The sequence below is a fragment of the Bradyrhizobium sp. S69 genome (assembly GCF_009766005.1).
Taxonomy (GTDB): domain Bacteria; phylum Pseudomonadota; class Alphaproteobacteria; order Rhizobiales; family Xanthobacteraceae; genus Bradyrhizobium.
The window spans coordinates 203,522-228,165 of sequence record NZ_LMUK01000060.1 but is presented as its reverse complement, the minus strand read 5'-3'; the positions used below and the strand labels follow the sequence as shown (position 1 = coordinate 228,165).

Genomic DNA, 24,644 nt, shown 5'->3' with positions numbered 1-24,644 from the left:
TCTAGAACCGAAAATAAATGAATTCGCTGTGCTGCGAGATTCCAAGAATCCCGAAAGCCAGCACCGCCGCGGTCGCGTAGATCAGGACGGGCCGCATCCGCCAGACGCCGATGGCATCGCCGACCCGCCGATTCCCGTGGTCGTAGCCCATGATCTCCTGCGTGTTCGGCGCCAACCATGCCAGCGCGGCATACACCACGAGGAAACCGAAATCGGCGATTTCGCCGCGACCGAAGCTGACATGGCCGGGATCGACCATCCTCGACAGGATGAACTGCGCCTGCGCGATGCTGTCGGCGCGGAAGAACACCCAGGCTACGACGACGGCCAGGAAGGTCAGAACGACGGAGGCGAATTTCGCCAGCGGCGCGAGGCGCGGCGGCGCCGATGGACCATAGTTGCTCCAGGCGTGATTGACGCAGAGATAGAATCCGTGCAGCGCGCCCCAAACGACAAACGTCCAGGCCGCGCCATGCCAGAGGCCGCCGAGCAGCATCGTGATCATCAGGTTGACGTAACGCAGCACCCGGCCACGCCGGTTGCCGCCGAGCGGAATGTAGAGATAGTCGCGCAGGAATTGCGACAGCGTCATGTGCCAGCGCCGCCAGAAATCGACGATGGAGGTTGCCTTGTAGGGCGAGTTGAAGTTCAGCGGCAGGAAGATGCCGAACATCAGCGAAATTCCGATCGCCATATCGCAATAGCCGGAGAAATCGAAGTAAAGCTGGAAGGCGTAGGCCAGCGCGCCGATCCAGGCCTGGTCGAACGACGGATTGCCGGACCCAAAGGCGGTCGCGACCAAGGGCTGGATGCCGTCGGCCAAACCGGTCTTCTTGAACAGACCGATGGCGAAGATCATCAGGCCGCACAGGATCAGATGCGCGTCGGGCCGTTTGGTCTCGGCACGCTCGAATTGCGGGATCATGTCCTTGTGGTGCAGGATCGGGCCCGCGATCAAATGCGGAAAATACGTCACGAACAGCGCATAATGCGGCAACGCGTAGCGTGCGACGTTGCCGCGGTAGGCGTCGACCAGAAACGCGATCTGGGTGAAGGTGTAGAACGAGATGCCGACCGGCAGCAGCACGTGGAGCGTGATCCCGGTCAAAAACAGCGCGTCGAGATTGGCGGCGAGGAAGCCGGCATATTTGAAGATGCCGAGCACGATGAGATCGCCGGCGACCCCGGCCGTGAGCACGGCAAATCGCGGTGCCGGCGCCAGCGATCTTTCGATCAGGAGGTAGCCGATGCCGTAATTGAACGCGATGGATGCCAGCAGCAACGCCACAAACTGCCAGTTGCTGAAGGAATAAAATGCCAGCGACGCCAGCGCGAGCCATATCACCGGCGCCAGATTGCCGAGCCGGCCAAACGCGAAATAGCCGAGCAGCGTGATCGGCAGGAACAGGAAAATGAACGGATAGGAGTTGAAGAGCATCAGGCCTTTCTCAACGGCGCCGAAAAGCCTAACCATACAAGTCGGCCGTCAACAACCCCGGTGCAAATGTCAGCCCATCTGGCAATCCGCGATATCGAACCGATATAGGAAAGCGGACCCTTAATCCTTCTCGTCATGCGCGGGCTTGACCCGCGCATCCATCAAGAAAGAGACCTTTCTCAGGTAGATGGATTGCCGGGTCAAGCCCGGCAATGACGGCAAGAGATCAGGTCCAAGGAACCGAAAGAGGATTTGAGTGGCACAGGCACCAGGCAAGAAAGCTTCGCACCCCGCACCCAGCGCACCGCGCCGGCCGCATTCGTTCACCACGCACGGCATCACCGTGACCGATGATTATGCCTGGCTGAAGGATGACAATTGGCAGGAGGTGCTGCGGGAGCCCTCGATCCTCGATGCCGATATCCGCTCCTATCTGGAGGCGGAGAACGGCTATACCGAGAGCCTGCTCGGCCACACCACCCCGTTGCAAAAGACCCTGATCGCGGAGATGCGGGGCCGGATCAAGGAAGACGATTCCAGCGTGCCCTCGCCGGACGGCGCTTACGCCTATTTCCGCAAATTCCGCGAGGGCGGCCAGCACGAATTGTTCAGCCGGATGCCGCGCGACGGCGGCGAGACCACAATCATCCTCGACGGCGACGAACTCGCCGCCGACGAGGAATATTTCAAGTTCGGCGGCGCGCGGCATTCGCCCGACCATCAGCTCGAGGCCTGGAGCGCCGATATCAAGGGTTCGGAATATTTCTCGATCCGGGTGCGCGACTGGGCTACCGGCGAGGACCATGACGATCTGGTCGAGGAAACCGACGGCAGCGTGGTGTGGAGCGCGGACAGCCGGCACTTTTTCTACATCAAGCTCGACGATAATCACCGCCCGATGCAGGTGTGGCGGCATCGCCTGGGCACACAACAGGCCGACGATGCGCTGATTTATGAGGAGCAGGATTCCGGCTGGTTCACCCACATCCATGAAAGCGCCAGCGGCCGTTTTGGCGTCATTGCCGGCGGCGACCACGAGACTTCCGAGCAGCGGCTGATCGATCTGACTGAGGTCAATGCACAGCCTCGGCTGGTCGCGGCACGCGAGGAAGGCGTGCAATATTCGGTCAACGATTGCGGCGACGAGCTGTTCATCCTCACCAACGCCGACGGCGCCATCGACTTCAAGGTGGCTACCGCGCCGTTAGTGTCGCCCGAGCGCGCCAACTGGCGCGATCTCATCGGCACCCGCGAAGGCGTCTATGTGCTGGATGTCGAGCTTTATGCCGGACACATGGTGCGGCTGGAGCGCGCCAACGCGCTGCCTGCCATCATCATTCGCGATCTCACCACCGGCGATGAACACGCCATCGCATTCGACGAAGCCGCCTATTCGCTCGACACCATGGGCGGCTACGAATTCGACACCACCAATCTGCGCTTCGCCTATTCGTCGATGACGACGCCGTCGGAAGTCTATGACTATGACATGGCGAGCCGGACGCGCGTCTTGCGCAAGCGCCAGGAGATTCCTTCCGGCCACAATCCGGCCGATTACGTCACCACCCGCATCATGGCGAAATCACACGACGGCGCCGAGGTGCCGGTTTCGATCCTGCACGCCAAGAACCTGGTGCGTGACGGCAGCGCGCCGCTGTTGCTGTATGGCTACGGCTCTTACGGCATGGCGATGCCGGCGTCGTTTTCCGCCAACCGGCTGTCGCTGGTCGATCGCGGCTTTGTCTATGCCATCGCCCATATCCGCGGCGGTTCGGACAAGGGCTGGGGCTGGTATCTCGACGGCAAGCGCAAGAAGAAGACCAACAGCTTTGATGATTTCGCAGCGTCGGCGCGCGCGCTGATCGCGGCGAAATACACCAGCAGCAAGCGAATTGTCGGCCATGGCGGCAGCGCCGGCGGCATGCTGATGGGCGCGGTCGCCAACCGCGCCGGCGAATTGTTCGCCGGCATCGTCGCCGAGGTGCCGTTCGTCGATGTGCTCAACACCATGCTCGACGACACCCTGCCGCTGACCCCGCCGGAATGGCCGGAATGGGGCAACCCGATCGAAAGCGCCGAGGATTTTGCGACCATTCTGTCGTATTCGCCCTACGATCAAGTCGCCGCACAGGACTATCCGGCGATCCTGGCGATGGGCGGCCTGACCGATCCGCGCGTGACCTATTGGGAGCCCGCGAAATGGATCGCACGGCTGCGCGCCACCATGACCGGCGGCGGCCCGGTATTGTTGCGCACCAATATGGGCGCCGGCCACGGCGGCGCCTCGGGCCGCTTCAACCGGCTCGACGAAGTCGGGATCGCCTACGCATTCGCGTTGTGGGTGGTGGGGTTAGCGGAGAAGGGTGAGGCTTGAGTTGCTTCGTGTCCCGGGCGCGATGCAGCGCGCAGCGATGCGTCGCAGAACCGGGACCCACGCTTTTTCGCGGAGCAAGCGTGGACCCCGGATCAGCAGCGCACCGCTTCGCGCTGCGCTGCATCCGGGGAACGCGCGCTATCTCCCCGTCTTTTTCCGCCACTCCGCAAAGTCCTTGAGCGTCTGCTCGTCGGTCGCGGGATAGAGCCCGAAGATGCCGCGGCCTTGTTGGACCTGTTCGGTAACGAAATCCTCGAAGGCGGTCATCTCGAAGGCTTCGTTGGCGATCTCGTCGGCGAGATGCGCCGGGATCACCATCACGCCGTCGCCATCGCCGAGGATGACGTCGCCGGGAAACACCGGCGCGTCGCCGCAGCCGATCGGGCCGTTGATCTCGATCGCCTGATGCAAGGTCAAATTGGTCGGCGCGCTGGGCCGGTGGTGATAGGCCGGAAAACCGAGTTTTCCGATTTCCACGGAATCACGAAACCCGCCATCGGTGATGACGCCGGCGACGCCGCGCTGCATCAGCCGCGTCACCAGGATGGCGCCGGCCGACGCGGCGCGGGCGTCCTTGCGGCTGTCCATCACCAGCACCGCGCCGGGCGGGCAATCCTCCACCGCCTTGCGTTGCGGATGCGAGCGGTCGCGAAACACCTCGAGCTTGTTGAGATCCTCGCGCGCCGGCATGTAGCGCAGCGTAAAGGCTTCGCCGACCAGGGTCGGCTGGTCCGGGCCAAGCGGATGCACATCCTGAATGCACTGGTTGCGAAAGCCGCGCTTGTAGAGCGCGGTCGCGACGGTGGCGGTAGAGATGGTCCTGAGCTTGTTGCGGGTCGTGTCGCTGAGTTTTGTCATTTCCGTTTCCATCGTTCGTCACTCAAAACCATCGTCGTCCCGGCGAACGCCGGGACCCATACGCCGTGTCCTCGCGTTTTAATGCAGTGAGGTGAGCGGTCTTCGTTCATCACCAACGCCAGGGGTTATGGGTCCCGGCGTTCGCCGGGACGACGCTTACGCATCAATAAATCGACGGCTCGCCGACCGGCGCGCCGAAACTGGTCTCGAGGAAATCGAAATCGCAGCCTTCATTGGCCTGCCGGATATGGCGGGTGAACATCCAGCCATAGCCGCGCTCGAAACGGGTCTCGGGCTTGGTCCAGGCCGCGCGGCGCTTTTCCATCTCGGTGTCCGAGATATCGAGGTTGATGGTGCGCGCGTTGACATCGAGCGTAATCCTATCGCCGTTGCGCACCAGCGCCAGCGGACCGCCGATATAGGATTCCGGCGAGACATGCAGGATGCAGGCGCCGTAGCTGGTGCCGCTCATCCGCGCGTCCGACAGCCGGACCATGTCGCGCACGCCCTGCTTCACCAGTTTCGTCGGGATCGGCAGCATGCCCCATTCCGGCATGCCCGGGCCGCCCTGCGGGCCCGCATTGCGCAGGATCAGCACGTGGTCGGCGGTAACATCGAGATCGGGATCGTCGATCGCTTTCTTCATCGAGGGATAATCGTCGAACACCAGCGCCGGCCCGGTATGCCTCAGGAAGCGCGGCTCGCAGGCGCTCGGTTTGATGACGCAGCCATCGGGCGCGAGATTGCCCTTCAGCACCGCCAGCGCGCCCTCGGCATAGATCGGATTGGCCACCGTCCTGATCACATCGTCATCATGCACTTCGGCCCGCGCGATGTTCTCACCGAGCGTCTTGCCGGTCACCGTCATCGCATCCAGATGCAGATGCTCCTTGATGCGGCCCATCAATCCCGGCAATCCGCCGGCATAGAAGAAATCCTCCATCAGATATTTGTCGCCGCTGGGCCGCACATTGGCGATGACAGGCACCTTGCGGCTGGCCTTCTCGAAATCGTCGAGCCCGATGTCCTGGCCGGCGCGACGCGCCTGCGCGATCAGATGAATGATGGCGTTGGTCGAGCAGCCCATCGCCATCGCCACGGTGATCGCGTTCTCGAAGGCTTTCCGGGTCTGGATCTTGTCCGGGGTCAGGTCTTCCCACACCATCTCGACGATGCGGCGGCCGGATTCGGAGGCCATCCGGATGTGGCCGGCATCGGCGGCCGGGATCGAGGAGGCGCCCGGCAAGGTCATGCCGATCGATTCGGCGATCGCGGTCATGGTCGAGGCGGTGCCCATGGTCATGCAGGTGCCGTAGCTGCGGGCGATGCCGGCCTCGACATCGACCCAATCCTTGTCGGATATCTTGCCGGCCCGCCGCTCGTCCCAATATTTCCAGGCATCGGAGCCCGAGCCCAGGGTCTTGCCCTTCCAGTTGCCGCGCAGCATCGGCCCTGCCGGGAGATAGATCGCGGGCAGGCCCATCGAGGTCGCGCCCAACAGCAGCGCCGGCGTGGTCTTGTCGCAACCGCCCATCAGTACCACGCCGTCGACCGGATGGCCGCGCAACAGCTCCTCGGCGTCCATCGCCAGCAGATTGCGGTAGAGCATGGTGGTCGGCTTCAGGAAGGATTCCGATAGCGACAACGCCGGCAGTTCCATCGGGAAGCCGCCGGCCATCAGGATGCCGCGCTTGACGTCATCGACGCGGGATTTGAAGTGCATGTGGCAGGGCTGCGCGTCCGACCAGGTGTTGAGGATCGCGATCACGGGGCGGTCCTTCCACTCCTCCGGCGCGTATCCCATCTGCATCGCCCGCGAGCGGTGGCCAAAGGCCCGGAGATCGTCGGGCGCGAACCAGCGCGCGCTGCGCAGTGTTTCCGGGCTTTTTTTCTTCTCTGTCATATCGGCACCTGTTCGAGATCGCTTGGGCTCGTCATCCCACAGGCCGTCCATCGGGTGCAAGTTCCGCCTGCGAGCCAATTTGCGAAATCTGGCGCATGGCTGCCCGGCCGATCAGGCGATGCTGCACCGATTCCGTGCAGCATGACCGGCCGCCGTCTCGCGTTGCACTGCAAAAGCGATGCGAACGCGTCGGTCAAGCCAACCGTGTTGCCCGATTGAGCCTTCCTTGTATCATGCCGGTACGGAGATGGCGCGAAGCACGGATGACGCTGACCACCAAACTGGCCGCCGCGATGATCGCCCTGGTTGCGATCACGGTTTCCGTTGTCGGCTGGCTGAATTACCGCGGCGTTGAACAGGTCGCGGTTCCGCGGATGCTCGACCGCATCGAAAGCCAGGCAGGGCTGGTCGCCGCCGACCTCGAATCCTACGTCGCCGGCGTGCGCGGCGATATTGCGGGCTTCCGGGCCGGCTCGGCGCTGAATGCCCTGATGCGCGCCCATCAGGCAGGCGGAACCGATCCGGTCGACGGCGCGACCGAAAACACCTGGCGTGAACGGGTCGCCACCCGCCTTGCGGCCGAGCTCGCCGCCAAACCGTCTTACGCGATGATGCGCTTCATCGGCGTCGACGACAACGGCCGCGAGATCGTCCGCGTCGATCACTCGGGACCGAACGGCACGATCAGAATCGTTCCCGCCGAAGGGCTCGAACCAATGGGGGATCGAAGCTATTTCAGGGAAATGATCAAGCTGGGGCCCGGCGAGGTATTTGTGTCGTGGCTCAGACTGGATCGCGCCGGCACGGAGGCCGTGAACCCGCCGCGGCCGACGCTGCGGGTGGCGACGCCGATGTTCACCCCCGACGGCAAACTATCCGGCATTTTCATCATCGATGTCGATATGCGGCCGGCCCTCGACAGCGTCCGCGCCTCGGCGCGACCAGGAGAAAGCGTCTATCTCGTCAACGAGCGCGGCGACTATCTGCTGCATCCGGACCATGCGCGCGAGTTCGGCTCGGAACTTGGGATGCCGATCGAAAGCTGGCAAAGCGACTTTCCGATGCTGGCGCCTTCGCTCGGCACCGCGCACAGCGTTGCCTATGTCGTGCCGGATAGCGCCGGCCAGCCGAGCGGAATAGCCTTGGCGCCTGCCGTTCTGGCCGGGAACGAATGGGTCGCGGTGATCAAGGCCGCTCCCAACGCGGTCGTCACCGCATCGGCCGCCGCCATCCAGCATACTTCGGTGTTGGCCGGTCTGGTCGCGGTGTTATGCGCGGCCGCCCTGGCGGTGTGGATCGCACGGTCGCTGACGCGTCCGATCGTTGAACTGACCGCGGCGGTCGAGGGAGCCGGCCGCGACGGTTCGGCAACCATTGCGGTCGATGCCAGCGGCGAGACCGGGGTGCTGGCGCGGGCATTCGCCCGGGCGATCGGCGAAATCCGCGCAAAAACCATCGCGTTGGAGCGCGAGATCGAGCAACACCGGCGTACCGAAGCCGCCAGGGGCCACCTCGCCGATCGCGAGCGCCTGTTCAGCGCCGCGGTCGAGTCGTCTCACGACGCCATCGTCACGAAAACCCTGGAAGGCAAGGTAACCGGCTGGAATCCGGCGGCCGAACGCATGTTCGGATTTACCGCGGCGGAAGCGGTGGGCCAGGATATCGATCTCATCGTTCCTCCGGAACGGCGGTCCGAGCTTCACGATATGCTGAGCCGGATCGGGCAGGGCCACGTGATCGAACAACACGAAACAATACGGTTGCACAAGAGCGGAAGCCCGGTGGCGGTTTCGCTCAGCATATCTCCCATCAAGACCCCATCGGGCGCGATCGTCGGAGCAACAAAAATTGCCCGTGACATCACCGAGGCCAAGAAAGCCCGGGAGGCGCTCAACCGGGAAACCGAGGAGCGGCAGCGGATTTTCGAAACCTCCCAGGACCTGATTCTGGTCACCGATAGCCAGGGCGTGCTGGTCCAGGTCAACCCCAGTGCGCGAGCTACGCTGGGATACGCGCCCGAGGAGATGATCGGCTACAACGCGATCAGATTCATCTACAGCGACGACCTCAACGACACCCGCGATGAATTGCGCGCCGCGCGGCGCAAGCGGCATACCCGGAATTTCGACACCCGCTTCATCCACAAGGATGGACGTATCGTGACGCTGTCGTGGATGGGAACATGGTCCGATCCGGCGCGGCGCCACTTCTTCATCGGCCGCGACATGACCGAAAGCCGGCAGACGCAGGAAACGTTGCGCGAAAGCGAGCAACTGGCGCGCGGCATCATCGACAACGCGCTCGACGCCTTTGTCCAGATGAGCGAGGACGGAACCATCTCGGACTGGAATTCGCAGGCCGAAAAGATCTTCGGATGGTCGCGTAACGAAGCGGTCGGCAAGCACCTCGCAGACCTGATCATCCCGGAGGAGCAGCGCGACGCGCACCGCGCCGGTCTCGAACGCTATTTGCGCACCGGGCACCGAAAGATCCTCGGACGCCGTCTCGAACTCGAGGCGCTGCGGCGCGATGGCAAGGAAATCACGGTCGAACTGAGTGTCACCGGACTGCGGCGCCGCGACGGCGTCGTGTTCAACGGCTTCATCCGCGATCTCACCGACAAGATCGCCGCGGAGGATCGAATTCGGCAGGCCGAAAAAATGGAAGCGCTCGGCCAGCTCACCGGCGGCATCGCGCATGACTTCAACAATATCCTGACGGTGATCACCGGGACCATCGAGATCCTGGCCGATGCGGTCCGCAAGGAACCGCAACTCGCCGCCATCACCAGGATGATCGATGAAGCCGCCTCGCGCGGCGCGGATCTGACCCAGCATTTGCTGGCGTTCGCCCGCAAGCAGCCGCTTCAGCCGCGCGAGATCGACGTCAATGCCCTGCTGATCGATACCGCCAAGCTGCTGCGGCCGACACTCGGCGAGCATATCGAGATCGAAACCGTGCTGGAAGATGAAGCCTGCTTCGCGACCGTCGATCCCAATCAGCTCACGACCGCCATTCTTAACCTGGCGCTGAACGCCCGTGACGCCATGTCCAACGGCGGCAAGCTGGTGCTGGAGACCGGATCGGTTTATCTCGACGAGGGTTACGCGAGCGCTCATGGCGACGTTGAGCCCGGTCGGTATGTCCGCATCGCGGTCAGCGACACTGGAAGCGGCATTCCGACGGCGATGCTCGACAAGGTGTTCGACCCGTTCTTTACGTCGAAAGGACCCGGAAAGGGCACCGGTCTCGGCCTCAGCATGGTCTACGGCTTCGTCAAGCAATCGGCCGGCCATATCAAGATTTACAGCGAGGAAGGCCACGGCACGACGATCAAGATGTACCTGCCGCCGGGCGCGGCGACATCCGTCGCCGCCGGAACCGCCTCGGTCGCCTCCCTCGAGGGTGGAAGCGAAACCATTCTGGTGGTGGAAGACGACAGGCTGGTAAGAGATTACGTGCTGACGCAACTGCGCTCGCTGGGCTACGTCACGCTGGAGGCCGCGAATGCGTCGGAGGCCATCGCCATCGTCAAGGCGGACCACGCATTCGACCTTCTGTTCACCGATGTGATCATGCCGGGTGGATTGAACGGCCGCCAGCTCGCGGACGAGCTGCTGACGATCAAGCCCGGATTGAAGGTGCTGTTCACCTCGGGCTACACCGAAAACGCGATTATTCATCATGGCCGGCTCGATACCGGCGTCATGCTGCTCGCCAAGCCCTATCGCAAGGCCGAGATGGCCGCGATGATCCGCACCGCGCTGGCTTGCTAAGTGCATCTCCTCTCCTCGTCCCCGGGATGAACGCAATTGCGTTCATCGGTGAGGAGCATCGCACTTGCGATGCGTCTCGAAGGATGGCCGCAACGCACGGACTCGCCGCCATCCCCCGCGCAACAGCTCCACCGTCATCCTGAGGTGCGCGCCATCTTCGGCGCGCCTCGAAGGATGGTGTTTAGCCTCGTGCTTGCGGCCATCCTTCGAGGCGCGCAAGCGCGCGCACCTCAGGATGACGTCGGAGATCGCTTCACAAGCTCTCAGGATGCGGTCCTGTGAACCGGTTGGTGTTATGGAATCGGTGCGCATCCCGGATCAAGTCCGGGAAAGGCTTTCGCTCGAAAACGCTCTAGAGCTCTGCGCGAACGCACCGCGCTTGTCTTGGGATCATGCGCCGCGGATCATGCGTTGGATCCGGGAGCGCGCGAGGCGGTCAGCACGATCCGGATGAGATCGGCCGCATTGCGGGCGCCAAGCTTCTTCATGATGTTGGCGCGATGATCTTCAATCGTCCGCGGGCTGATTCCAAGCTGACGCCCCGCCTCCTTGTTGGAGGCACCGGATGCGAATTGCTCCAACACGTCGCGCTCGCGCCGCGTCAATGGTTCGCGCCCGGGAAAATGCAACGAGACGATTTTCGAGGCATCACCCTGCGCCTGTCGGCGCACATAGGCCGAGATCGCCTCATCCAGCCGGGCCACGATTTCACTGCCCCTGAACGGCTTCTCGATGAAGTCGAGTGCGCCATTCTTGATCGCGCTCACGGCCATGGCGATGTCGCCCTGTCCGGAGACCATGAAGATCGGCGCGGGATAATCTTCTCCGCGCAGCTCCCTGAGAATATCGAGCCCCGATTTACCGGGAATATGCACATCGAGCAGGATGCACGCCGGAATCCGGGTCCGCGCCACCGCGAGCAGTGCCGCGCCATCGGCAAAGCAGATGACCTGATAGCCGCCTGCGGACAAAACCATCGAAAGGGTTTCGCGGACGGCGGGATCGTCGTCGACCACGAATATCTCGCCACGGGAAGCAGAATTTTCGGTCATGCACCATCGTCCATCGACAGTCAGGAACGCTCACCCCGACGACCACTGCGCCCGCTCTGGATTCGAGCCCGACCGTATTTGTACGGGACAGGAACTTTACGCACAAGTAGCGCTGGGGGATTTAACAACGCGAGACAAGGAGAATCCTCATGCAGAACACGGCAGGCAGCAGCCGCCAACCCGACGGCCGAAACGACAATTACTTCTCGGTTGTCACCGATCTGGTGTCCCTGATCGAGCGCATTCAGGCCAGCATACAAATGCTGGAACCGGTGATCGCGCGGGCGCTGCCCCTCGGCGAGCTGGAGGCTTATGATGATGTCGTCGTGCTGGATGACGTCACGCCCCACTATGTGAGGGCGAATACCGTACTGGACACCTGCAGAGCGGGGCTCGGGGTTGCCTTGCATGGCCTGCTGGATAGCGAGGCGTCAAACGGCTTGCTGGAAGCGACCGCGGCCCACGAGGCTCGGTAGATGGCGCATAAGCGCGCCGGATGATGGTGGTTCCGATCGACGGAAACTTGTTCGGCGGCCGATAGCTTCGGTGCCCTGGTAGATCCATGGCGTTTTGGCACCGGCGCGCGTGACGAAAACGCGTCAAACCAAAGCCTAGCCCTGCATGAGGGCGTCTTGATTGGATGAGGCGCCGGGCCCCTTTTTCTTGTGTTTTCCCAACAGAAACTGAACGTTGATCTCCGCGCCATTGACGCGGACCAGTTCGCAACGGCGATAGGCCAGCCCGGTCGACGACAACAGCAGAAAGAATTCCTTGAGATTGAGACCCTGAATCGAGCCCTCCACGGTCAGGATGGCATCGTTGTCCGATATGGCATTGAGCATGCAATCCCGCCGCCACGTTCCATCGATGCCCATGATGCAGACGCCATAGCCCCGGCTGAAGGTGACGCGTTCCGGCCCTTTGAGTTCCTCTGTCATTGTTATCGACCCGCGATTGCGGCAAGCTTCGGCGCGAAAGCGCCGCCCGCCGTCGTTGTTGATGCCGCCTGAAAGCCGCTCGGACGATAGAGCCCGCGCCGTTCCGGATAGGGCTTGTAGACGTCGGTCAGCCCGACCACCGTTTCAGCGGCTCCCAGCGCCAGGAAGCCATCGGGCTCGGACGCCTTGGCGAGGCGGCGGAAAATGTCGACCTTGGTGTCCTGATCGAAATAAATCAGAACGTTTCGGCAGAAGATCACATCGAAGGTCCCGAGCTGGGAAAAATCGTGCAGCAGATTCAATTGCCGGTGCGCAATCATCGCCCGAATATCTGCATTGATCTGCCAGAGCTCGCCGATCTGCTTGAAGTATTTGACCAACATCTGAATCGGCAGACCGCGCTGGACTTCGAACTGGCTGTATATTCCGGCCTTGGACTTCTCGATCACTTCCACCGAGAGATCGGTCGCGAGAATTTCGATCCGCCAGCCGGCCAGCGCGGCGCCCATTTCCTTCAGCGACATCGCCAGCGAATAGGGCTCCTGGCCGGTCGAGCCGGCGGCGCACCAGATCCGGATGCTTCGGCGGCTCGCGCGCGCGGCAAGGATCTCGGGTATCACCGAGTTGCGAAAATGTTCGAACGGAACCTTGTCGCGAAAGAAGAACGTCTCGTTGGTGGTCATGGCTTCCACCACCTGGGTGGTGATGGAGGCCGATCCGCCTTTCATCTTCTGTACCAGTTCGCTGATACCCGGCAGGCCGGCTTTCCGCGAAACCGGCAACAGCCGGCTCTCGATCAGATATTGCTTGTCCGAAGATAGATCGAGACCGGAACTGTCCTTGAGATATTTGCGCAGATATTCGTAATCGGACGGGGTCACGGGCGGCCTCTCGAAATGAATCGCGATGATTTCAGATGGATGTCACCGGACGACGCCATGACGTCGATGCTCATGCGCGAGTGGCTGCGGCTTCGGAAGCAATCGGTCCGGAGCTTTGCTCCGGGTTTTGATTCAGCACGCATATCTTGACCTGACGCACCTTGAGGCGAACGAACTCCGGAGGCGATAAATTCGCGCTATTCCTGGGGCGCCGGCTGCAGCAGACCGACTTCCTGGAATTTCGCGGCGACGATGTCCTTGTCGAATGGCTTCATGATGTATTCGTTGGCACCGGCGTGCAGCGCGCGCGTGATGTGGTCGATGCCGTTTTCGGTGGTGCAGAACACCACCTTGGGCTGGTCGCCGCCGGGCATGCGGCGAAGATTGCCGAGAAACTCGTAGCCGTCCATCACCGGCATGTTCCAGTCGAGCAGGATCGCTTCGGGCAATTCCCGCTTGCAGATTTCCAACGCCTTTTCACCGTCCTCGGCTTCCACGATCTGGAAATCCAACCCTTCGAGGATACGTCTTGCAACTTTGCGGACGACGCTTGAATCGTCCACCACCAGACACGTTCTCATTTTAGCCTCTGTTGATTCAATGACCGAAAAGGCAGCAGCCGCCATCAAGGGATCATGTGGTGATATTCCTTGAGACCCCTTTAAGGATTATTCTCCCATGCAACCGATAACCGTCCCGTTTCACATCCAAGTTAATTTCGGTGCCCGTGCTACTACGGGAGAATTCCCAGCGGGTTACCTCATGCAATTCGGGCCGCGGCGATCACGGCAAAACCCGGTGAGTTGCGCTACGCGCCTATCCGAAAAAGGGTATCGGCATCGTCCGTAACCATACAGGTTGCACTTCCGCTTGATCGGTCAAGTAAACTGTCCCGATTGAGGCGATGATGACCTGTCGGCCGCGCAGGCAGTTGAACCGGCGCGGCTCGGCCGCGACGGCAACTTAGACGTACCGCTATGACAAAACACAATTATGAGTAGTGCGACTTGCGGTATTCCGACCTGCTAATTCTTCTTGCCAACGAACCGTGTCACGCTACGCTGCGCGGCGACCCAGAGACCGGTTGTGCTCCCGTATTCAGGAGAGTGCTTTGAACGCGGCTCGCCGTTCATCCGCTCCGCGTCCGCCAAACGGATTCTTGTCATCGCTGAGCGCGGACGATTTCGAACTGATCCGCCCTCATCTGAGGACCGTCGATCTGACGACGGACCTCGTGCTGGTAGAAATCGATGACACGCTGAAGCGTGCATATCTGCCGCATCGAGGCGTGATCTCCCTTGTCGTCAAGCTCGCACGCGGCGAGCAGGTCCAGGTCGCCATGATCGGGCGCGACAGCATCTTCGGCAGCTTCTCCGCGCTTGGGGATCCGACCGCCTTGAACAGCGCACTGGTTCTGATTCCGGGCGTCGCGTCGACACTCGACATCGATCGTCTCCGAGCCGCGGCCGATCGGAGCCCTACGTTCCGGGCGACACTGATGCGGCATGGACTGGCGATGTACGCGCAGATCCAGCAGGCCGTCGGATGCAACGCCTCGCACAGCGTGGAATCCAGGTTGGCGCGCTGTCTGTTGCAGATCAGGGATCTATCCGGCAGCGACAAGCTCGTTCTAACCCAGGAGGCGATGGCCCAGATGATCGGCGCACGCCGCAACAGCGTATCGCTGGTGGCCACCACGCTGCAGCAGGCCAGCTTCATCCACTACAGCCGGGGCCGCGTGGAACTCAACGATCCCGACGGCCTCGGCAAGACCGCCTGCGAATGTTACGCGACGGTCAAAGCGCAGTACGAAAGACTGCTTCACCCGCGCTGCGAGCCCGTCTCGGGCCATTGAACAAACGCTCGATCCCGCGTCCGGCCACGAACTAAACTTTCCGTTAAACAAGCCGGCGCTATCGTTCGAGCTTACCTCGCCGGTCATGCGACGAGAGACGGCGATACGGCCTTAACAGGTGGTGGCCATGTCCGAGCACAGATCGATCCCGCTAGGCCGCACGCTGCTGGCCGGCAAAGTGATCTCCAATTTCGGTCAGTCGAGCATCGACTGCGTGGTGCGCAGGCTTTCCGACCACGGCGCCACCATTTCGGTGGAAAGCCCGCTCGGCATTCCCCGAGAGTTTCAGCTCGTCATCACCGACGAGGGGATACCTCGGCCCTGCAAGGTGGCGTGGCAATCGGACAAGGAACTCGGATTGGACTTCGAGCTTGCCGACGGCCTCCACCAGGATGCGACGGCGCCGCCGGCTCCGCCCGAACGCCGGGACGAACAGATCGTGCGGGGGCAGATGCTGGCCTTGAGGTCGGCGCTCGACGAAATCCAGATCGGGGTGGTGCTGCTCGACAGCGATTTGCGCGCCCAGATCATCAATCGCGCGTTCCGGCAGATGTGGAAATTGCCCGACCAGATAGCCGACAGCAAGCCGGCCTTCGCCGCGCTGATGTATCACGGCCGCGATACCCACGCCTATCAGGTCACGCCAACCGATCTCGATGCCTACATCGCCAATCGCGTCGGCCTGGTGCAGGCCGGCGACACCACCGCCCTCGATCTGCGCCGCTCGAACGGCGAGGTCATCCGCATGCAATGCGCGGTTCTGCCGAACGGCGGCCGGATGCTCAGCTACACCGTGGTCACCGATATCGTTCGGCACGCCGACGAACTGGAAGTGTTGCGCAGCGCCCTGGACAATATCACGGACGGCGTGTTGCTGCTCGATGCCGATCTGAATGTGCAATTCGCCAACAGGAAGGTGCGGGAATATTTTGGCCTGACGGAAGAACAGGCCGCGGTTCATCCGCCGTTCGCGAAGGTGCTTGTCGACAGCGGTGCGCATGGCGTGCCGCCCGACCAGATCGAGGCATATTCCGCCCGTCGGATCGAGGCGATTCAAACGATGGAACCGAAGGCCCAGGATATGCAACTCGCGGACGGCCGGCATGTTCGCATCCATTGCACCGTCACGCCGAACGGCGGCCGGATGCTCTCCTATTGCGACGTCACCGACCTGATCCGCAACGCCGAACTGCTGGAAAGGCTCGCGACCACCGACTCGATGACCGCCCTCTATAACCGGCGGCACTTCCTGACATTGGCGGGAGCCGAATGGAGCCGGTTTCAGCGCTACCAGCGGCCGCTATCGATGCTGATGATCGACATCGATCATTTCAAGTCGGTCAATGACCGCTACGGACACGCGGTCGGCGACCAGGCGATCATCTCGGTGGCGACCGCCTGCCAGCAAAACAAGCGTAACTCCGACGTGGTCGGCCGGCTCGGCGGCGAGGAGTTCGCGGTCCTGCTGCCGGAAACCGACCAGGCGCAGGCCGCAATTGTGGCCGAGCGGATTCGCGAAAGCATCGCCGGGCATTTGCTGTCGGTGCACGACGTCCAGTTCGCGCTCACGATCAGCGTCGGCATCGCCGCCGCCACCGCGAGCATGTCCGGGACGGATGCGCTGTTGCGCGCGGCCGATTCTGCGCTCTACCAGGCCAAGTCCGAAGGGCGAAACTGTCTCGCTTGCTGGTCGCCGCCACCGGCGCCAAGGTTGGCCGCCGAGTGAGCCAGCGCATCGAGCAACCGTAAAAATATTCTTAAACGTCAGCGCGCATTGCGGTAAATTTATCGGCACCAAATTTACCTCTTAATTTACGACGATCTGCTTTTATCACGGCTACCAGCGCGTACCTGCGAGAATGCCCGCACGCGACCGATCGATGCTATTCGAATGACGGGAAGCGCGTGGCGTGAGACAGGTAGATCGAATCCAGGATTTTCTGCAACGGCTGCTGCCGCTGACGCGCAGCAACCTCTTGACCGAACTCGAGCGGATGGAAGCCTGCGGCGCCGACATGCCGGGTGCCGCAAAGGTTCTGAGCAAATTACGCGCGGAATTCTACAAGAACGGGCAGACTCAGGATCGCCTCGGCCACCCCGCGCATTATTTCTTCGCTCCGCTCGATCCGCTGCTCACGGATGGCTCTTCCGAACATGCCAATTCCGGCCGGATCCTGCGCGCCTCGCTGTTTCCGATCTGGGAATGGATCAGCCGGGACCTGCTGCCGACGATGGCGCGCGACTACCTCAAGGACATGAACGAGTTGATCGCCGCCGGCGATCAACGCAAGGCCCGGCTGGCCGCCGCCACGTTCCAGACCAAGGTCGTCAAATCGCTCGAGGGCAGGCTCGGTTCGCCCGACGGCGCCGATCAGGTCCGCGCCAGGCTTGCGACCTACACGGCTTCGCCGGCGGCCTATCTCGACCTGACCAAGATGATGTTCGTGCTGCGCGCCCGCGATGCGCTGGCCAGGTTCAACGAAGCGCTTCCGCCGACGATCAAGAAATTCGACGATGCGCAGGTCGCGAAGATGACCGCGTTGCTCAATGCCTTCAGAAAAGCCAACGCCGAGGAGATTGCCTTCGCACTGGCGCTGGTGGCGACACGGCTCAAGACGCCCTGGGAATTGCTCCGCGTTGCCACCAGGGGTGCGCCGAACAGGAACGCCTCGGACATCGCCGCCGGCCCCTATGCGATTGCGGTCTCCATGGTACTGGACCGGGTGGAGGACAAGCAGTCGACGTTGCGGGTCGCCTTGAGAAACAACCGGGTCATGGTCGCCAAGGAAATCCTGGCCGAGATCTACGATACCGAACACGCCATGCAGACCGCGATCGATTTGCGCGACCGATCCAGTTGGGGCGAGCGGCTCGACCATCTGATGAATGAGGTGACCGCGCTGGTGGAAGCGGAGGTCAGCCGCTTCCCCGACAATGTCGGTCACATCCTGGGATCGCGCCGGCACCGCCGCAGGTCCCTGGCCGGACAGCTACGCAACGCCGTGAGCGGCGGAACGGCCTTTTGCAAGAAATTAATTGGCCCGCGCGAGAAATCCCGCGCTTAGAGCGTTTTCGAGCCAACGGGTCGCGCGAATGCGCGCCCGATGACAGGCTCCGTGGCTACCGGTTCGCGTCAAGAAAACGCGTCAAAACAACAGGCTAGAGCCCGGTTCCGATTCCATCAGAACCGGGCTCTAGAAATTTGCGGCTTCAAGATCGTGAGACAAAGAAAAAGCCCGCCGGTTTGACCGGCGGGCTTCAATCTTATTGCAGCTCAAGCGACCGATTGAGGATCCCGGTACATCCGCGGTAATCCCATATCGGCTGCGTCAGACGGCGCGGAGGTCTTCAGCGCTGGTCTTGCCGCGCTTGCTGTCAACCTTCGCTTCGTACGAAACCTTCTGGCCTTCGTTGAGCGAGTTCATGCCAGCGCGTTCAACCGCGCTGATGTGCACGAACACGTCGTTGCCGCCGTCGTCGGGCTGAATGAAGCCGAAGCCCTTGGTCGCGTTGAACCACTTAACTGTTCCGATAGACATTTTAACTACTCCAAGATGCGCATGTGCGCCGCTAGACCCGCACGACCTTCGCACGAGCTTAAATCCGATTTCAGCGATGTCTTGGGGAGAGGAGCCGGTTCGGCGCGTTCAACAAGCAAATCGACAATTCGAATGACGCGCATATAGGCCATCGCTGCGAAAATAGCAAGCGATAACACAATCCGGCCCAGGAAATCATCCGCGGAGCCGCCTCTAAAGCACGGTTCGGAAAGGGAAAATCGCGCGCTGGACTGGATCAACCGAGCCGGCTGATCTGCTCCTCGGTCACCACACGCTCGACATTCTCGGTCTTGCTTTTGATACGATAGCGCGGGCGTCGGTCCGCTTCGATCGGCAGGCAAGCGACAATGGTATAGACGCTGCGCTCCCTCGGGTTGGCGCGGCCCTGCGGCCCCTGAAGTAGGTGATGCACGTCATCGTTGATCGCGTAATTGTGGGCCATCGCCTGTCTTTCCGTTGTAGACGGGCTTTTAGTCAGAATGGTCACAAAAAGCAACAAATCTCGTTGGTTAACACGGGTGCGCAAGACGCAGGGACCATCGGGAACCGGCACGCGGCCTGCCGGAAAGCGCCCAAAACGGTCAAAATGGGGTGTTTGCGACCAGCGGGTTTTGGTTGTGCGGATCGCCGAGGTGCATCAGTTTGGCGTATCCGCATCCGACATCGAAACCACCCCGAAATGACCGCCATGGCAGACTGGACCCGATGACATCAGAGCCGGCTGCCACCGACGCAGCGCCGATCGACGCCCGGATGCGGCGACGGGTGGTGCTGGCGTCGATCCTCGGCAACGGGCTGGAATGGTTCGATTTCGTCTCCTACGGCTATTTCGCCAGCATCATCGCCAAGGTGTTTTTTCCGGCGGCCAGCGATCTTGCGCTGCTCTTGACCTACGCGACCTTCGCGATCGGATTCGTGGTGCGGCCGGTCGGCGGCATCCTGCTCGGCGCCTATGCGGATCGCTACGGGCGGCGGCGCGCGCTGTCGCTGCTGATCGTGATGATGGCGTTCGGCACGCTGACCCTGGGGCTGACGCCGGCTTACGCCAGCATTGGAATCCTGGCGCCGATCATTGTCGTGCTCGGCCGCGTGGTGCAGGGCATCTCGATCGGCGGCGAATTCGGCAGCGCCACCGCGCTGCTGGTGGAATACGCGCCGCCGAACCGAAAGATGATGTATGGCAGCTTCCAGATGTCGTCGCAGGCCCTGGGGCGGGTGCTCGCCACCGGCATCGGACTGCCGGTGCTGCTGCTGTTCTCGCCTGCGACCGTGCAGGACGGCGCGTGGCGGATTCCGTTCCTGATCGGCTCGCTGATCGGTCCGTTCGGTTTCTATGTGCGCTACCGGCTGGCGGAATCGCCGGAATTCGAACGGCTGCTGGCGCACAAAGCCGATGTCGCGCGTGCGCCGGTCCGCGAGGTGCTGCGCCAGCACTGGCTACAGGTGATCACGGCGATCGGGCTGACCATCATCGGGACCTCGCTGACCTATATCTGGAACACCTATCTGCCGACCTATGTGGTCGAGCAACTGCATCTGCCGCTGTGGCAAGGCCTGCTCGGGGTCGCCGTCACCTCCGCGCTCGGCATCGGTACCTGCGTGCTCGGCGGCTGGCTCGCCGACGTCTATGGCCCGTACCGGATGTTCTTCCTGTTCACCGCGATCTCCGCGCTGATCTCGTATCCGATGTTCGCCTATGTGCTGGCCGCGCCCGGTTTCGATCGGCTGTTCCTGGCGCAGTTCGTGGTACTCACCGTGTTCGGATTGTTGCAGGGCTCAGGCCCGGGGCTGCTGGCGGGGCTATTCCCGGTCTCGGTGCGCTCCACCGGGATGGCGATCTCCTATAATGTCGGCGTGACCGTGTTCGGCGGATTCGCGCCGCTGACCGTCACCTGGCTGATCGGCCTGACCGGCAACAAATTGATGCCGGCATTCTATATCATCGCCGCGGGCGTGCTCTCGATCGTGGTGGTGGGCTCGACGCTCGGCAGCGTGCGGCGGCGCGCGCCTGGGCTTTCTCCGACGGAATCAAGGACCCTGTAGCGCCATGGACATGCTGGTCAAACTTTACGAATTGCCGGATTCGCAGGCCGCGTACCAACGCGTGCAGCAGGCTGGAATCACGTTGCGACGGGCGCTGGCCCCCGAAAAACACATCGTCACTTCATGGGTGCGGAAGAACTTCAGCGACGCATGGGCGAGCGAGGTTGACGTCGCTTTCAGCCGCCAGCCGGTTTCCTGTTTCATCGCGATCCAGCAAGGCAAGGTCGTCGGATTTGCCTGCCACGACGCCACCTGTGCCAACTTCTTCGGTCCCACCGGCGTCGAGCCGAATGCCCGGAAAAACGGAATTGGCGCGGCATTGCTGTTCGCCTGCCTCGAGGCGATGAAGCAACAGGGCTTTGGCTACGCCATCATCGGCGGCGTGGGACCGGCGGCGTTTTATTCGAAAACAGTCGGCGCGGTCGCCATCGAAGGCTCCGAACCCGGCATTTATCGCGGCCTGCTGTAGCACAACACCTGATCTGGATCAGAGCTTCCGGAGCAGCGGGTCCGACATATCGCGTTCGTGCCAGCGATCGATCCAGACCGCATCAGCCAACGGCGTGCGCGGCAGCCATCCCTTGATTTCCAGCTCCGGCTTCTGGAAGAAATGCGTGACATAGCCGACGCAGAGATAGGCGATCGGCTGGATCGACGAAGGAATGCCGAGTGCTGCGCGCAAATCGTCGGGCCGAATGATGCTGACCCAGCCGACGCCGATATTTTCCACCCGCGCCGCGAGCCACAGATTTTGCACGGCGCAGACCGCGCTGTAGAGATCCATATCGGCCTGATGGGTTCGCCCGAGCACGACCGAACCGGTGCGGCTGCGATCGCAAGTGATGCAGATCCCGATCGGCGCCTCGACGATTCCTTCCAGCTTGAGCCGCCGGTAGGTCTGTTGCCGCTCGTCCTCGAACATCGCGGCGGCTTCCTCGTTGGCGGCCGCGAACGCGTCCCGCACCTTTTGCCGGACCGCGGGGCTCCTGACCACGATGAAATCCCAGGGCTGCATGAAGCCGACCGACGGCGCGTGGTGCGCGGCTTTCAGGATGCGCGCCAGCACGGCATCAGGGATCGGGTCGGGCAGGAATTGCCCGCGCACATCGCGGCGGTTGAAGATGCATTTGTACACCGCATCGCGCTCGGCGGCGCAGAATTCCGGGTCGGTCTGAAGGTCGCTGGATTGCATAATCGTCTCTTTCTCGCGCGCGGGCGCCAAATAACTTAGCTGAATTTGCCGCCGGGGTCGCGGCCATCGCCTGGCCTCGCGGCGGGTTACTTTCGCGGGTCGGATCTACGCAGCAAATAAATGTCCATGATCCAGCCATGCCGTTCGCGCGCCGCTTTGCGCAGCGCCACGATCTCGTCCTTGACCTCGGCAAGCTTGCCCGACCGCAGGATTTCATGCTCGGTTCCAAGATAAGCGCCCCAGAAGATATCGAGATCCTGGTCGGCCAGCCCCGCAAAGGCCTGGACACCATCGAGCAGCACCACGACGGTGCCGGCCTCGTTGGGAAAACCATCGGCGAGCTTGCGGCCGGTGGTGAGCAGCACGCCTTCGCCAATCTGATTGAGCGCGATGCGGTGTTTCGCCGCCAGCACCTGCACGCTGCTGATGCCGGGAATCACCTCGAACTCCAGCGCGAGTCCGTTGGCGCGCAGGCGTTCGATGATCCGCAACGTGCTGTCGTAGATCGCGGGATCGCCCCAGACCAGCACAGCGCCGACTTCGTTGTCGCCAAGCTCGCGTTCGAACCGATCGCCATAGAGCTCGGCAAGCCGGCCATGCCAGTCATCGACGCCGGCCAGATAATCGCCGGAAGCATTGCGCTGCGGCACATCGATGCCGACGGTGCGATAGCCGGCGTTTTCAATGAAGCGCTCGCAAATCGAGATTCTCAGATCGCGCAGCGCCGACTTTTCACTTCCCTTGTCGGGAATGAAAAAGACGTCGACCTGATTGAGCGCCCGGATCGCCTGCATCGTCATGTGGTCGGGATCGCCCACCCCGATGCCGATGACGAAAATCTTGCGCATCTGTTTCTCCAGCAATCTTCTTGAGCGCATCTTAGCCGTTGACGCCACCCACGCGCCAGCCGCCCGCGATCCGATCGATCCGGGTCAGCGACAGCGGGTCGATCGTAAAGCGCAACGCTGATTCCGGCGGCAGATCGAGCGCGATCGCCAATGCCGCGCGCACCGTGCCGGAATGCACCACCAAGATCACGTCGCCGCCCGGGAGTTTTGCAAGACCTTCGCGGACACGCACGATCTGCTCGGCAAAGCTCTCGCCGCCGGGTGGCTTGCTGCTGGCCGGCGCATCCCAGAAATCGCGATAGACAATGCCGAGTTCGCGCGCGAGGTCATCATGCCGGCGTCCGGTCCAGTCGCCAAAATCCTGTTCGCGAAAATTTGCCTCCGCGACCGGCCGCAATCCGAGTGCCGCCGCCGTTGCGAGCGTCCGGACCGCGGGGCTGGCAAACGAGGCCGCGCCACCGGGCAATCTCGCGCGCAACGTCGCGAGTTTCGTCGTATCGCTGGTGTCGGCAGGCGCATCGTCGCCATAGATCACGCCCGCCGGTCCCGCGACCGGCGCGTGACGGATCAACCACAGGCGGGTGTCCTCGTTCACGGCGACGCCTTCACGACAGCCGCGCCGCGAGCATGACCAACACCGCGGTCTCTACCACCTGTTCGACCGCGCCGAAGACGTCGCCGGTGACCCCGCCGATCTGCCGCCACGCCAGCACCGCCATCGCAGCAGTACCGGCGATGGTCACCACCACCGCGAGCAACGCGGCCTTCGCCGGCAGGCACACCAGCGCCAACACGACGGCAATCACGACCGCCATGGCCACGCTCGCCATGTCGGGCCTTCCTGCCGATTTGCCGAGCCCGTCGTCACGCGCGAACGGCATATTCGCCGCGAGCACCGGGATCGCAGCCCGCGCCAGCGCATGCGCCACGACGAGGGCTGGCACAATGGCCGCGACCGGCAGACTGGCCAGTGCCGATAGCCTTGCCGAAAAGCCTACCAGCAGAACGATCACACCGTACGTGCCGATCCGGCTGTCGCGCATGATCGACAGCTTTGCTGTGCGGTCACGCCCGCCGCCGAAGCCGTCGCCGACATCGGCGAGGCCGTCCTCGTGCAAGGCGCCGGTCAAGGCCGCACTGGCGCCGAGCGCGAGCGCCGCGGCGGCCAGCGCTGGAATGCCCATTCCCAGCAAGCAACGATCGATCAGGCCGACGATGAGGCCGATCAGCGCGCCGACCAGCGGGAACGCGCGTTGCGCGCGCGCCATGCCGTCGGGCGCAGCGCTGGCCGGGTGCGGCACCGGCAGCCGCGTCAGCAGCCCGACCGCGAGACTGATGTCGCGGGTCCAGTCGCGAAAATGACCAGCGAGTTTGGAGGGATGTTCATCGCCCATCATTTCAGCCGTACGCTGCAACCGGCGACCATCAGCCAGGCTTCCGACGCCCGCGCCGCGGTGCGCTGGCCGAGGATGCCCGCCAGATCGCGAAACCGGCGCAACGCTCTGTCGATCGGCACCGGTGCCCAGCCGATCTCGTCGCCGACGATAATGACCGGATACGGCGCCGCGTTGAAACGATCGAGCTGATGCTCCCACGCGGCGATCAGACTGGCATCGTCCTGATCGAAGCGATCGCCGAGCCACAGCGCGAGGCTGTCGATCACCACGCCCGATGGCGCCGGCCGCAGATCGGCCAACGCCTGCGCGATATCGGCCGGCGCCTCGAGCGTTCGCCATTTGGCGTTGCGCTCCGCGCGGTGCCGCCGCACCCGATCGGCCATTTCCGCATCATCGGGATCGGACCGATAGGTCGCAACGAACACGACGTCATCGCCCCACGCCTGCGCAGTCTCGACCGCGCGTCGGCTTTTGCCGCTGCGGGTCGGCCCGGTGATGAAAATCACATTCGCCATCGTAAGTGCAGTCT

At 62.6% G+C, this 24,644-nt stretch carries 22 protein-coding genes; 8 read left to right on the top strand and 14 right to left on the bottom strand.

What is annotated here, in order from left to right:
* Position 1: 1 nt before the first annotated feature.
* A complete protein-coding gene (locus GSQ88_RS32785; protein ID WP_159012375.1) occupies positions 2 to 1,438 on the bottom strand; it encodes an MBOAT family O-acyltransferase in 1,437 nt (478 codons plus the stop codon).
* 256 nt (positions 1,439 to 1,694) lie between these two features.
* On the opposite strand from GSQ88_RS32785, the gene GSQ88_RS32780 reads away from it, so the two are divergent.
* Positions 1,695 to 3,812: a S9 family peptidase gene (locus tag GSQ88_RS32780; protein ID WP_159012373.1), complete on the top strand. Its 2,118-nt coding sequence runs from the start codon at positions 1,695 to 1,697 to the stop codon at positions 3,810 to 3,812.
* 138 nt (positions 3,813 to 3,950) lie between these two features.
* On the opposite strand, the gene GSQ88_RS32775 is transcribed toward GSQ88_RS32780, so the two are convergent.
* Complete coding sequence (locus tag GSQ88_RS32775; protein ID WP_159012372.1) at positions 3,951 to 4,670, bottom strand: ribonuclease activity regulator RraA; 720 nt, start codon at positions 4,668 to 4,670, stop codon at positions 3,951 to 3,953.
* 163 nt (positions 4,671 to 4,833) lie between these two features.
* Positions 4,834 to 6,573: an L-arabinonate dehydratase gene (araD, locus tag GSQ88_RS32770; protein ID WP_159012370.1), complete on the bottom strand. Its 1,740-nt coding sequence runs from the start codon at positions 6,571 to 6,573 to the stop codon at positions 4,834 to 4,836.
* A 263-nt stretch (positions 6,574 to 6,836) separates the two neighbouring features.
* On the opposite strand from araD, the gene GSQ88_RS32765 reads away from it, so the two are divergent.
* The gene (locus tag GSQ88_RS32765; protein WP_159012368.1) at positions 6,837 to 10,349 is read left to right on the top strand and encodes a PAS domain S-box protein; all 3,513 of its coding nucleotides are present in this window, start codon (positions 6,837 to 6,839) and stop codon (positions 10,347 to 10,349) included.
* Between the two features lie 404 nt (positions 10,350 to 10,753).
* Here GSQ88_RS32765 and GSQ88_RS32760 read toward each other — a convergent pair whose 3' ends face one another.
* Positions 10,754 to 11,401 (bottom strand): response regulator transcription factor, encoded by a 648-nt coding sequence (locus GSQ88_RS32760; RefSeq protein WP_159012366.1) that lies wholly within the window; start codon positions 11,399 to 11,401, stop codon positions 10,754 to 10,756.
* Positions 11,402 to 11,550: 149 nt separating this feature from the next.
* Between GSQ88_RS32760 and GSQ88_RS32755 the strand changes: the two genes are divergently transcribed.
* The gene (locus tag GSQ88_RS32755) at positions 11,551 to 11,877 is read left to right on the top strand and encodes a hypothetical protein (protein ID WP_159012364.1); all 327 of its coding nucleotides are present in this window, start codon (positions 11,551 to 11,553) and stop codon (positions 11,875 to 11,877) included.
* 135 nt (positions 11,878 to 12,012) lie between these two features.
* Here the strand turns inward: GSQ88_RS32755 and GSQ88_RS32750 are convergent, their stop codons facing one another.
* The 3 genes from GSQ88_RS32750 to GSQ88_RS32740 form a co-directional block, all read right to left on the bottom strand.
* A complete protein-coding gene (locus GSQ88_RS32750) occupies positions 12,013 to 12,339 on the bottom strand; it encodes a PilZ domain-containing protein (RefSeq protein ID WP_159012362.1) in 327 nt (108 codons plus the stop codon).
* Positions 12,340 to 12,341: 2 nt separating this feature from the next.
* Positions 12,342 to 13,220, bottom strand: a complete 879-nt coding sequence (locus GSQ88_RS32745; RefSeq protein WP_159012360.1) for a CheR family methyltransferase — start codon at positions 13,218 to 13,220, stop codon at positions 12,342 to 12,344.
* A 197-nt stretch (positions 13,221 to 13,417) separates the two neighbouring features.
* The gene (locus GSQ88_RS32740) at positions 13,418 to 13,801 is read right to left on the bottom strand and encodes a response regulator (protein ID WP_159012358.1); all 384 of its coding nucleotides are present in this window, start codon (positions 13,799 to 13,801) and stop codon (positions 13,418 to 13,420) included.
* A gap of 530 nt (positions 13,802 to 14,331) precedes the next feature.
* Between GSQ88_RS32740 and GSQ88_RS32735 the strand changes: the two genes are divergently transcribed.
* The 3 genes from GSQ88_RS32735 (at position 14,332) to GSQ88_RS32725 (ending at position 18,140) form a co-directional block, all read left to right on the top strand.
* Complete coding sequence (locus GSQ88_RS32735; RefSeq protein ID WP_159012778.1) at positions 14,332 to 15,075, top strand: Crp/Fnr family transcriptional regulator; 744 nt, start codon at positions 14,332 to 14,334, stop codon at positions 15,073 to 15,075.
* A 127-nt stretch (positions 15,076 to 15,202) separates the two neighbouring features.
* The gene (locus GSQ88_RS32730) at positions 15,203 to 16,801 is read left to right on the top strand and encodes a sensor domain-containing diguanylate cyclase (RefSeq protein ID WP_159012357.1); all 1,599 of its coding nucleotides are present in this window, start codon (positions 15,203 to 15,205) and stop codon (positions 16,799 to 16,801) included.
* Between the two features lie 184 nt (positions 16,802 to 16,985).
* A complete protein-coding gene (locus GSQ88_RS32725; RefSeq protein WP_159012355.1) occupies positions 16,986 to 18,140 on the top strand; it encodes a hypothetical protein in 1,155 nt (384 codons plus the stop codon).
* A 264-nt stretch (positions 18,141 to 18,404) separates the two neighbouring features.
* Here GSQ88_RS32725 and GSQ88_RS32720 read toward each other — a convergent pair whose 3' ends face one another.
* Both GSQ88_RS32720 and GSQ88_RS32715 read right to left on the bottom strand, forming a co-directional pair.
* On the bottom strand, positions 18,405 to 18,614 hold the full coding sequence (locus GSQ88_RS32720; RefSeq protein WP_159012353.1) for a cold-shock protein: 210 nt from the start codon (positions 18,612 to 18,614) through the stop codon (positions 18,405 to 18,407).
* 256 nt (positions 18,615 to 18,870) lie between these two features.
* Entirely contained in the window at positions 18,871 to 19,077 is a 207-nt protein-coding gene (locus GSQ88_RS32715; RefSeq protein WP_159012351.1) for a hypothetical protein, read from the bottom strand.
* 263 nt (positions 19,078 to 19,340) lie between these two features.
* Between GSQ88_RS32715 and GSQ88_RS32710 the strand changes: the two genes are divergently transcribed.
* A complete protein-coding gene (locus GSQ88_RS32710) occupies positions 19,341 to 20,678 on the top strand; it encodes an MFS transporter (RefSeq protein WP_159012350.1) in 1,338 nt (445 codons plus the stop codon).
* Between the two features lie 4 nt (positions 20,679 to 20,682).
* A complete protein-coding gene (locus tag GSQ88_RS32705; protein ID WP_159012348.1) occupies positions 20,683 to 21,147 on the top strand; it encodes a GNAT family N-acetyltransferase in 465 nt (154 codons plus the stop codon).
* An 18-nt stretch (positions 21,148 to 21,165) separates the two neighbouring features.
* Here GSQ88_RS32705 and bluB read toward each other — a convergent pair whose 3' ends face one another.
* From bluB to GSQ88_RS32680, 5 genes are all read right to left on the bottom strand, one after another.
* A complete protein-coding gene (gene bluB, locus GSQ88_RS32700; protein ID WP_159012346.1) occupies positions 21,166 to 21,870 on the bottom strand; it encodes a 5,6-dimethylbenzimidazole synthase in 705 nt (234 codons plus the stop codon).
* A gap of 86 nt (positions 21,871 to 21,956) precedes the next feature.
* Complete coding sequence (gene cobF, locus GSQ88_RS32695) at positions 21,957 to 22,718, bottom strand: precorrin-6A synthase (deacetylating) (RefSeq protein WP_159012344.1); 762 nt, start codon at positions 22,716 to 22,718, stop codon at positions 21,957 to 21,959.
* Positions 22,719 to 22,749: 31 nt separating this feature from the next.
* The gene (locus GSQ88_RS32690; RefSeq protein ID WP_159012342.1) at positions 22,750 to 23,313 is read right to left on the bottom strand and encodes a histidine phosphatase family protein; all 564 of its coding nucleotides are present in this window, start codon (positions 23,311 to 23,313) and stop codon (positions 22,750 to 22,752) included.
* Between the two features lie 10 nt (positions 23,314 to 23,323).
* Entirely contained in the window at positions 23,324 to 24,112 is a 789-nt protein-coding gene (gene cobS / locus GSQ88_RS32685; protein WP_159012340.1) for an adenosylcobinamide-GDP ribazoletransferase, read from the bottom strand.
* Positions 24,112 to 24,630 carry a bifunctional adenosylcobinamide kinase/adenosylcobinamide-phosphate guanylyltransferase gene (locus GSQ88_RS32680; protein ID WP_159012338.1) on the bottom strand — a complete coding sequence of 173 codons (519 nt, stop codon included), beginning with the start codon at positions 24,628 to 24,630 and terminating at the stop codon, positions 24,112 to 24,114. The genes cobS and GSQ88_RS32680 overlap by 1 nt, the downstream gene beginning before the upstream one ends.
* Positions 24,631 to 24,644: the final 14 nt, after the last annotated feature.

Excerpts from the sequence above, each read along its gene's own strand:
- GSQ88_RS32785 (WP_159012375.1), bottom strand. The coding sequence starts at position 1,438 with ATGCTCTTCAACTCCTATCCGTTCATTTTCCTGTTCCTGCCGATCACG.
- GSQ88_RS32775 (WP_159012372.1), bottom strand. The coding sequence starts at position 4,670 with ATGACAAAACTCAGCGACACGACCCGCAACAAGCTCAGGACCATCTCT.
- araD (WP_159012370.1), bottom strand. The coding sequence starts at position 6,573 with ATGACAGAGAAGAAAAAAAGCCCGGAAACACTGCGCAGCGCGCGCTGG.
- GSQ88_RS32765 (WP_159012368.1), top strand. The coding sequence starts at position 6,837 with ATGACGCTGACCACCAAACTGGCCGCCGCGATGATCGCCCTGGTTGCG.
- GSQ88_RS32760 (WP_159012366.1), bottom strand. The coding sequence starts at position 11,401 with ATGACCGAAAATTCTGCTTCCCGTGGCGAGATATTCGTGGTCGACGAC.
- GSQ88_RS32755 (WP_159012364.1), top strand. The coding sequence starts at position 11,551 with ATGCAGAACACGGCAGGCAGCAGCCGCCAACCCGACGGCCGAAACGAC.
- GSQ88_RS32750 (WP_159012362.1), bottom strand. The coding sequence starts at position 12,339 with ATGACAGAGGAACTCAAAGGGCCGGAACGCGTCACCTTCAGCCGGGGC.
- GSQ88_RS32740 (WP_159012358.1), bottom strand. The coding sequence starts at position 13,801 with ATGAGAACGTGTCTGGTGGTGGACGATTCAAGCGTCGTCCGCAAAGTT.
- GSQ88_RS32730 (WP_159012357.1), top strand. The coding sequence starts at position 15,203 with ATGTCCGAGCACAGATCGATCCCGCTAGGCCGCACGCTGCTGGCCGGC.
- GSQ88_RS32720 (WP_159012353.1), bottom strand. The coding sequence starts at position 18,614 with ATGTCTATCGGAACAGTTAAGTGGTTCAACGCGACCAAGGGCTTCGGC.
- GSQ88_RS32715 (WP_159012351.1), bottom strand. The coding sequence starts at position 19,077 with ATGGCCCACAATTACGCGATCAACGATGACGTGCATCACCTACTTCAG.
- GSQ88_RS32710 (WP_159012350.1), top strand. The coding sequence starts at position 19,341 with ATGACATCAGAGCCGGCTGCCACCGACGCAGCGCCGATCGACGCCCGG.
- GSQ88_RS32705 (WP_159012348.1), top strand. The coding sequence starts at position 20,683 with ATGGACATGCTGGTCAAACTTTACGAATTGCCGGATTCGCAGGCCGCG.
- bluB (WP_159012346.1), bottom strand. The coding sequence starts at position 21,870 with ATGCAATCCAGCGACCTTCAGACCGACCCGGAATTCTGCGCCGCCGAG.
- cobF (WP_159012344.1), bottom strand. The coding sequence starts at position 22,718 with ATGCGCAAGATTTTCGTCATCGGCATCGGGGTGGGCGATCCCGACCAC.
- cobS (WP_159012340.1), bottom strand. The coding sequence starts at position 24,112 with ATGGGCGATGAACATCCCTCCAAACTCGCTGGTCATTTTCGCGACTGG.
- GSQ88_RS32680 (WP_159012338.1), bottom strand. The coding sequence starts at position 24,630 with ATGGCGAATGTGATTTTCATCACCGGGCCGACCCGCAGCGGCAAAAGC.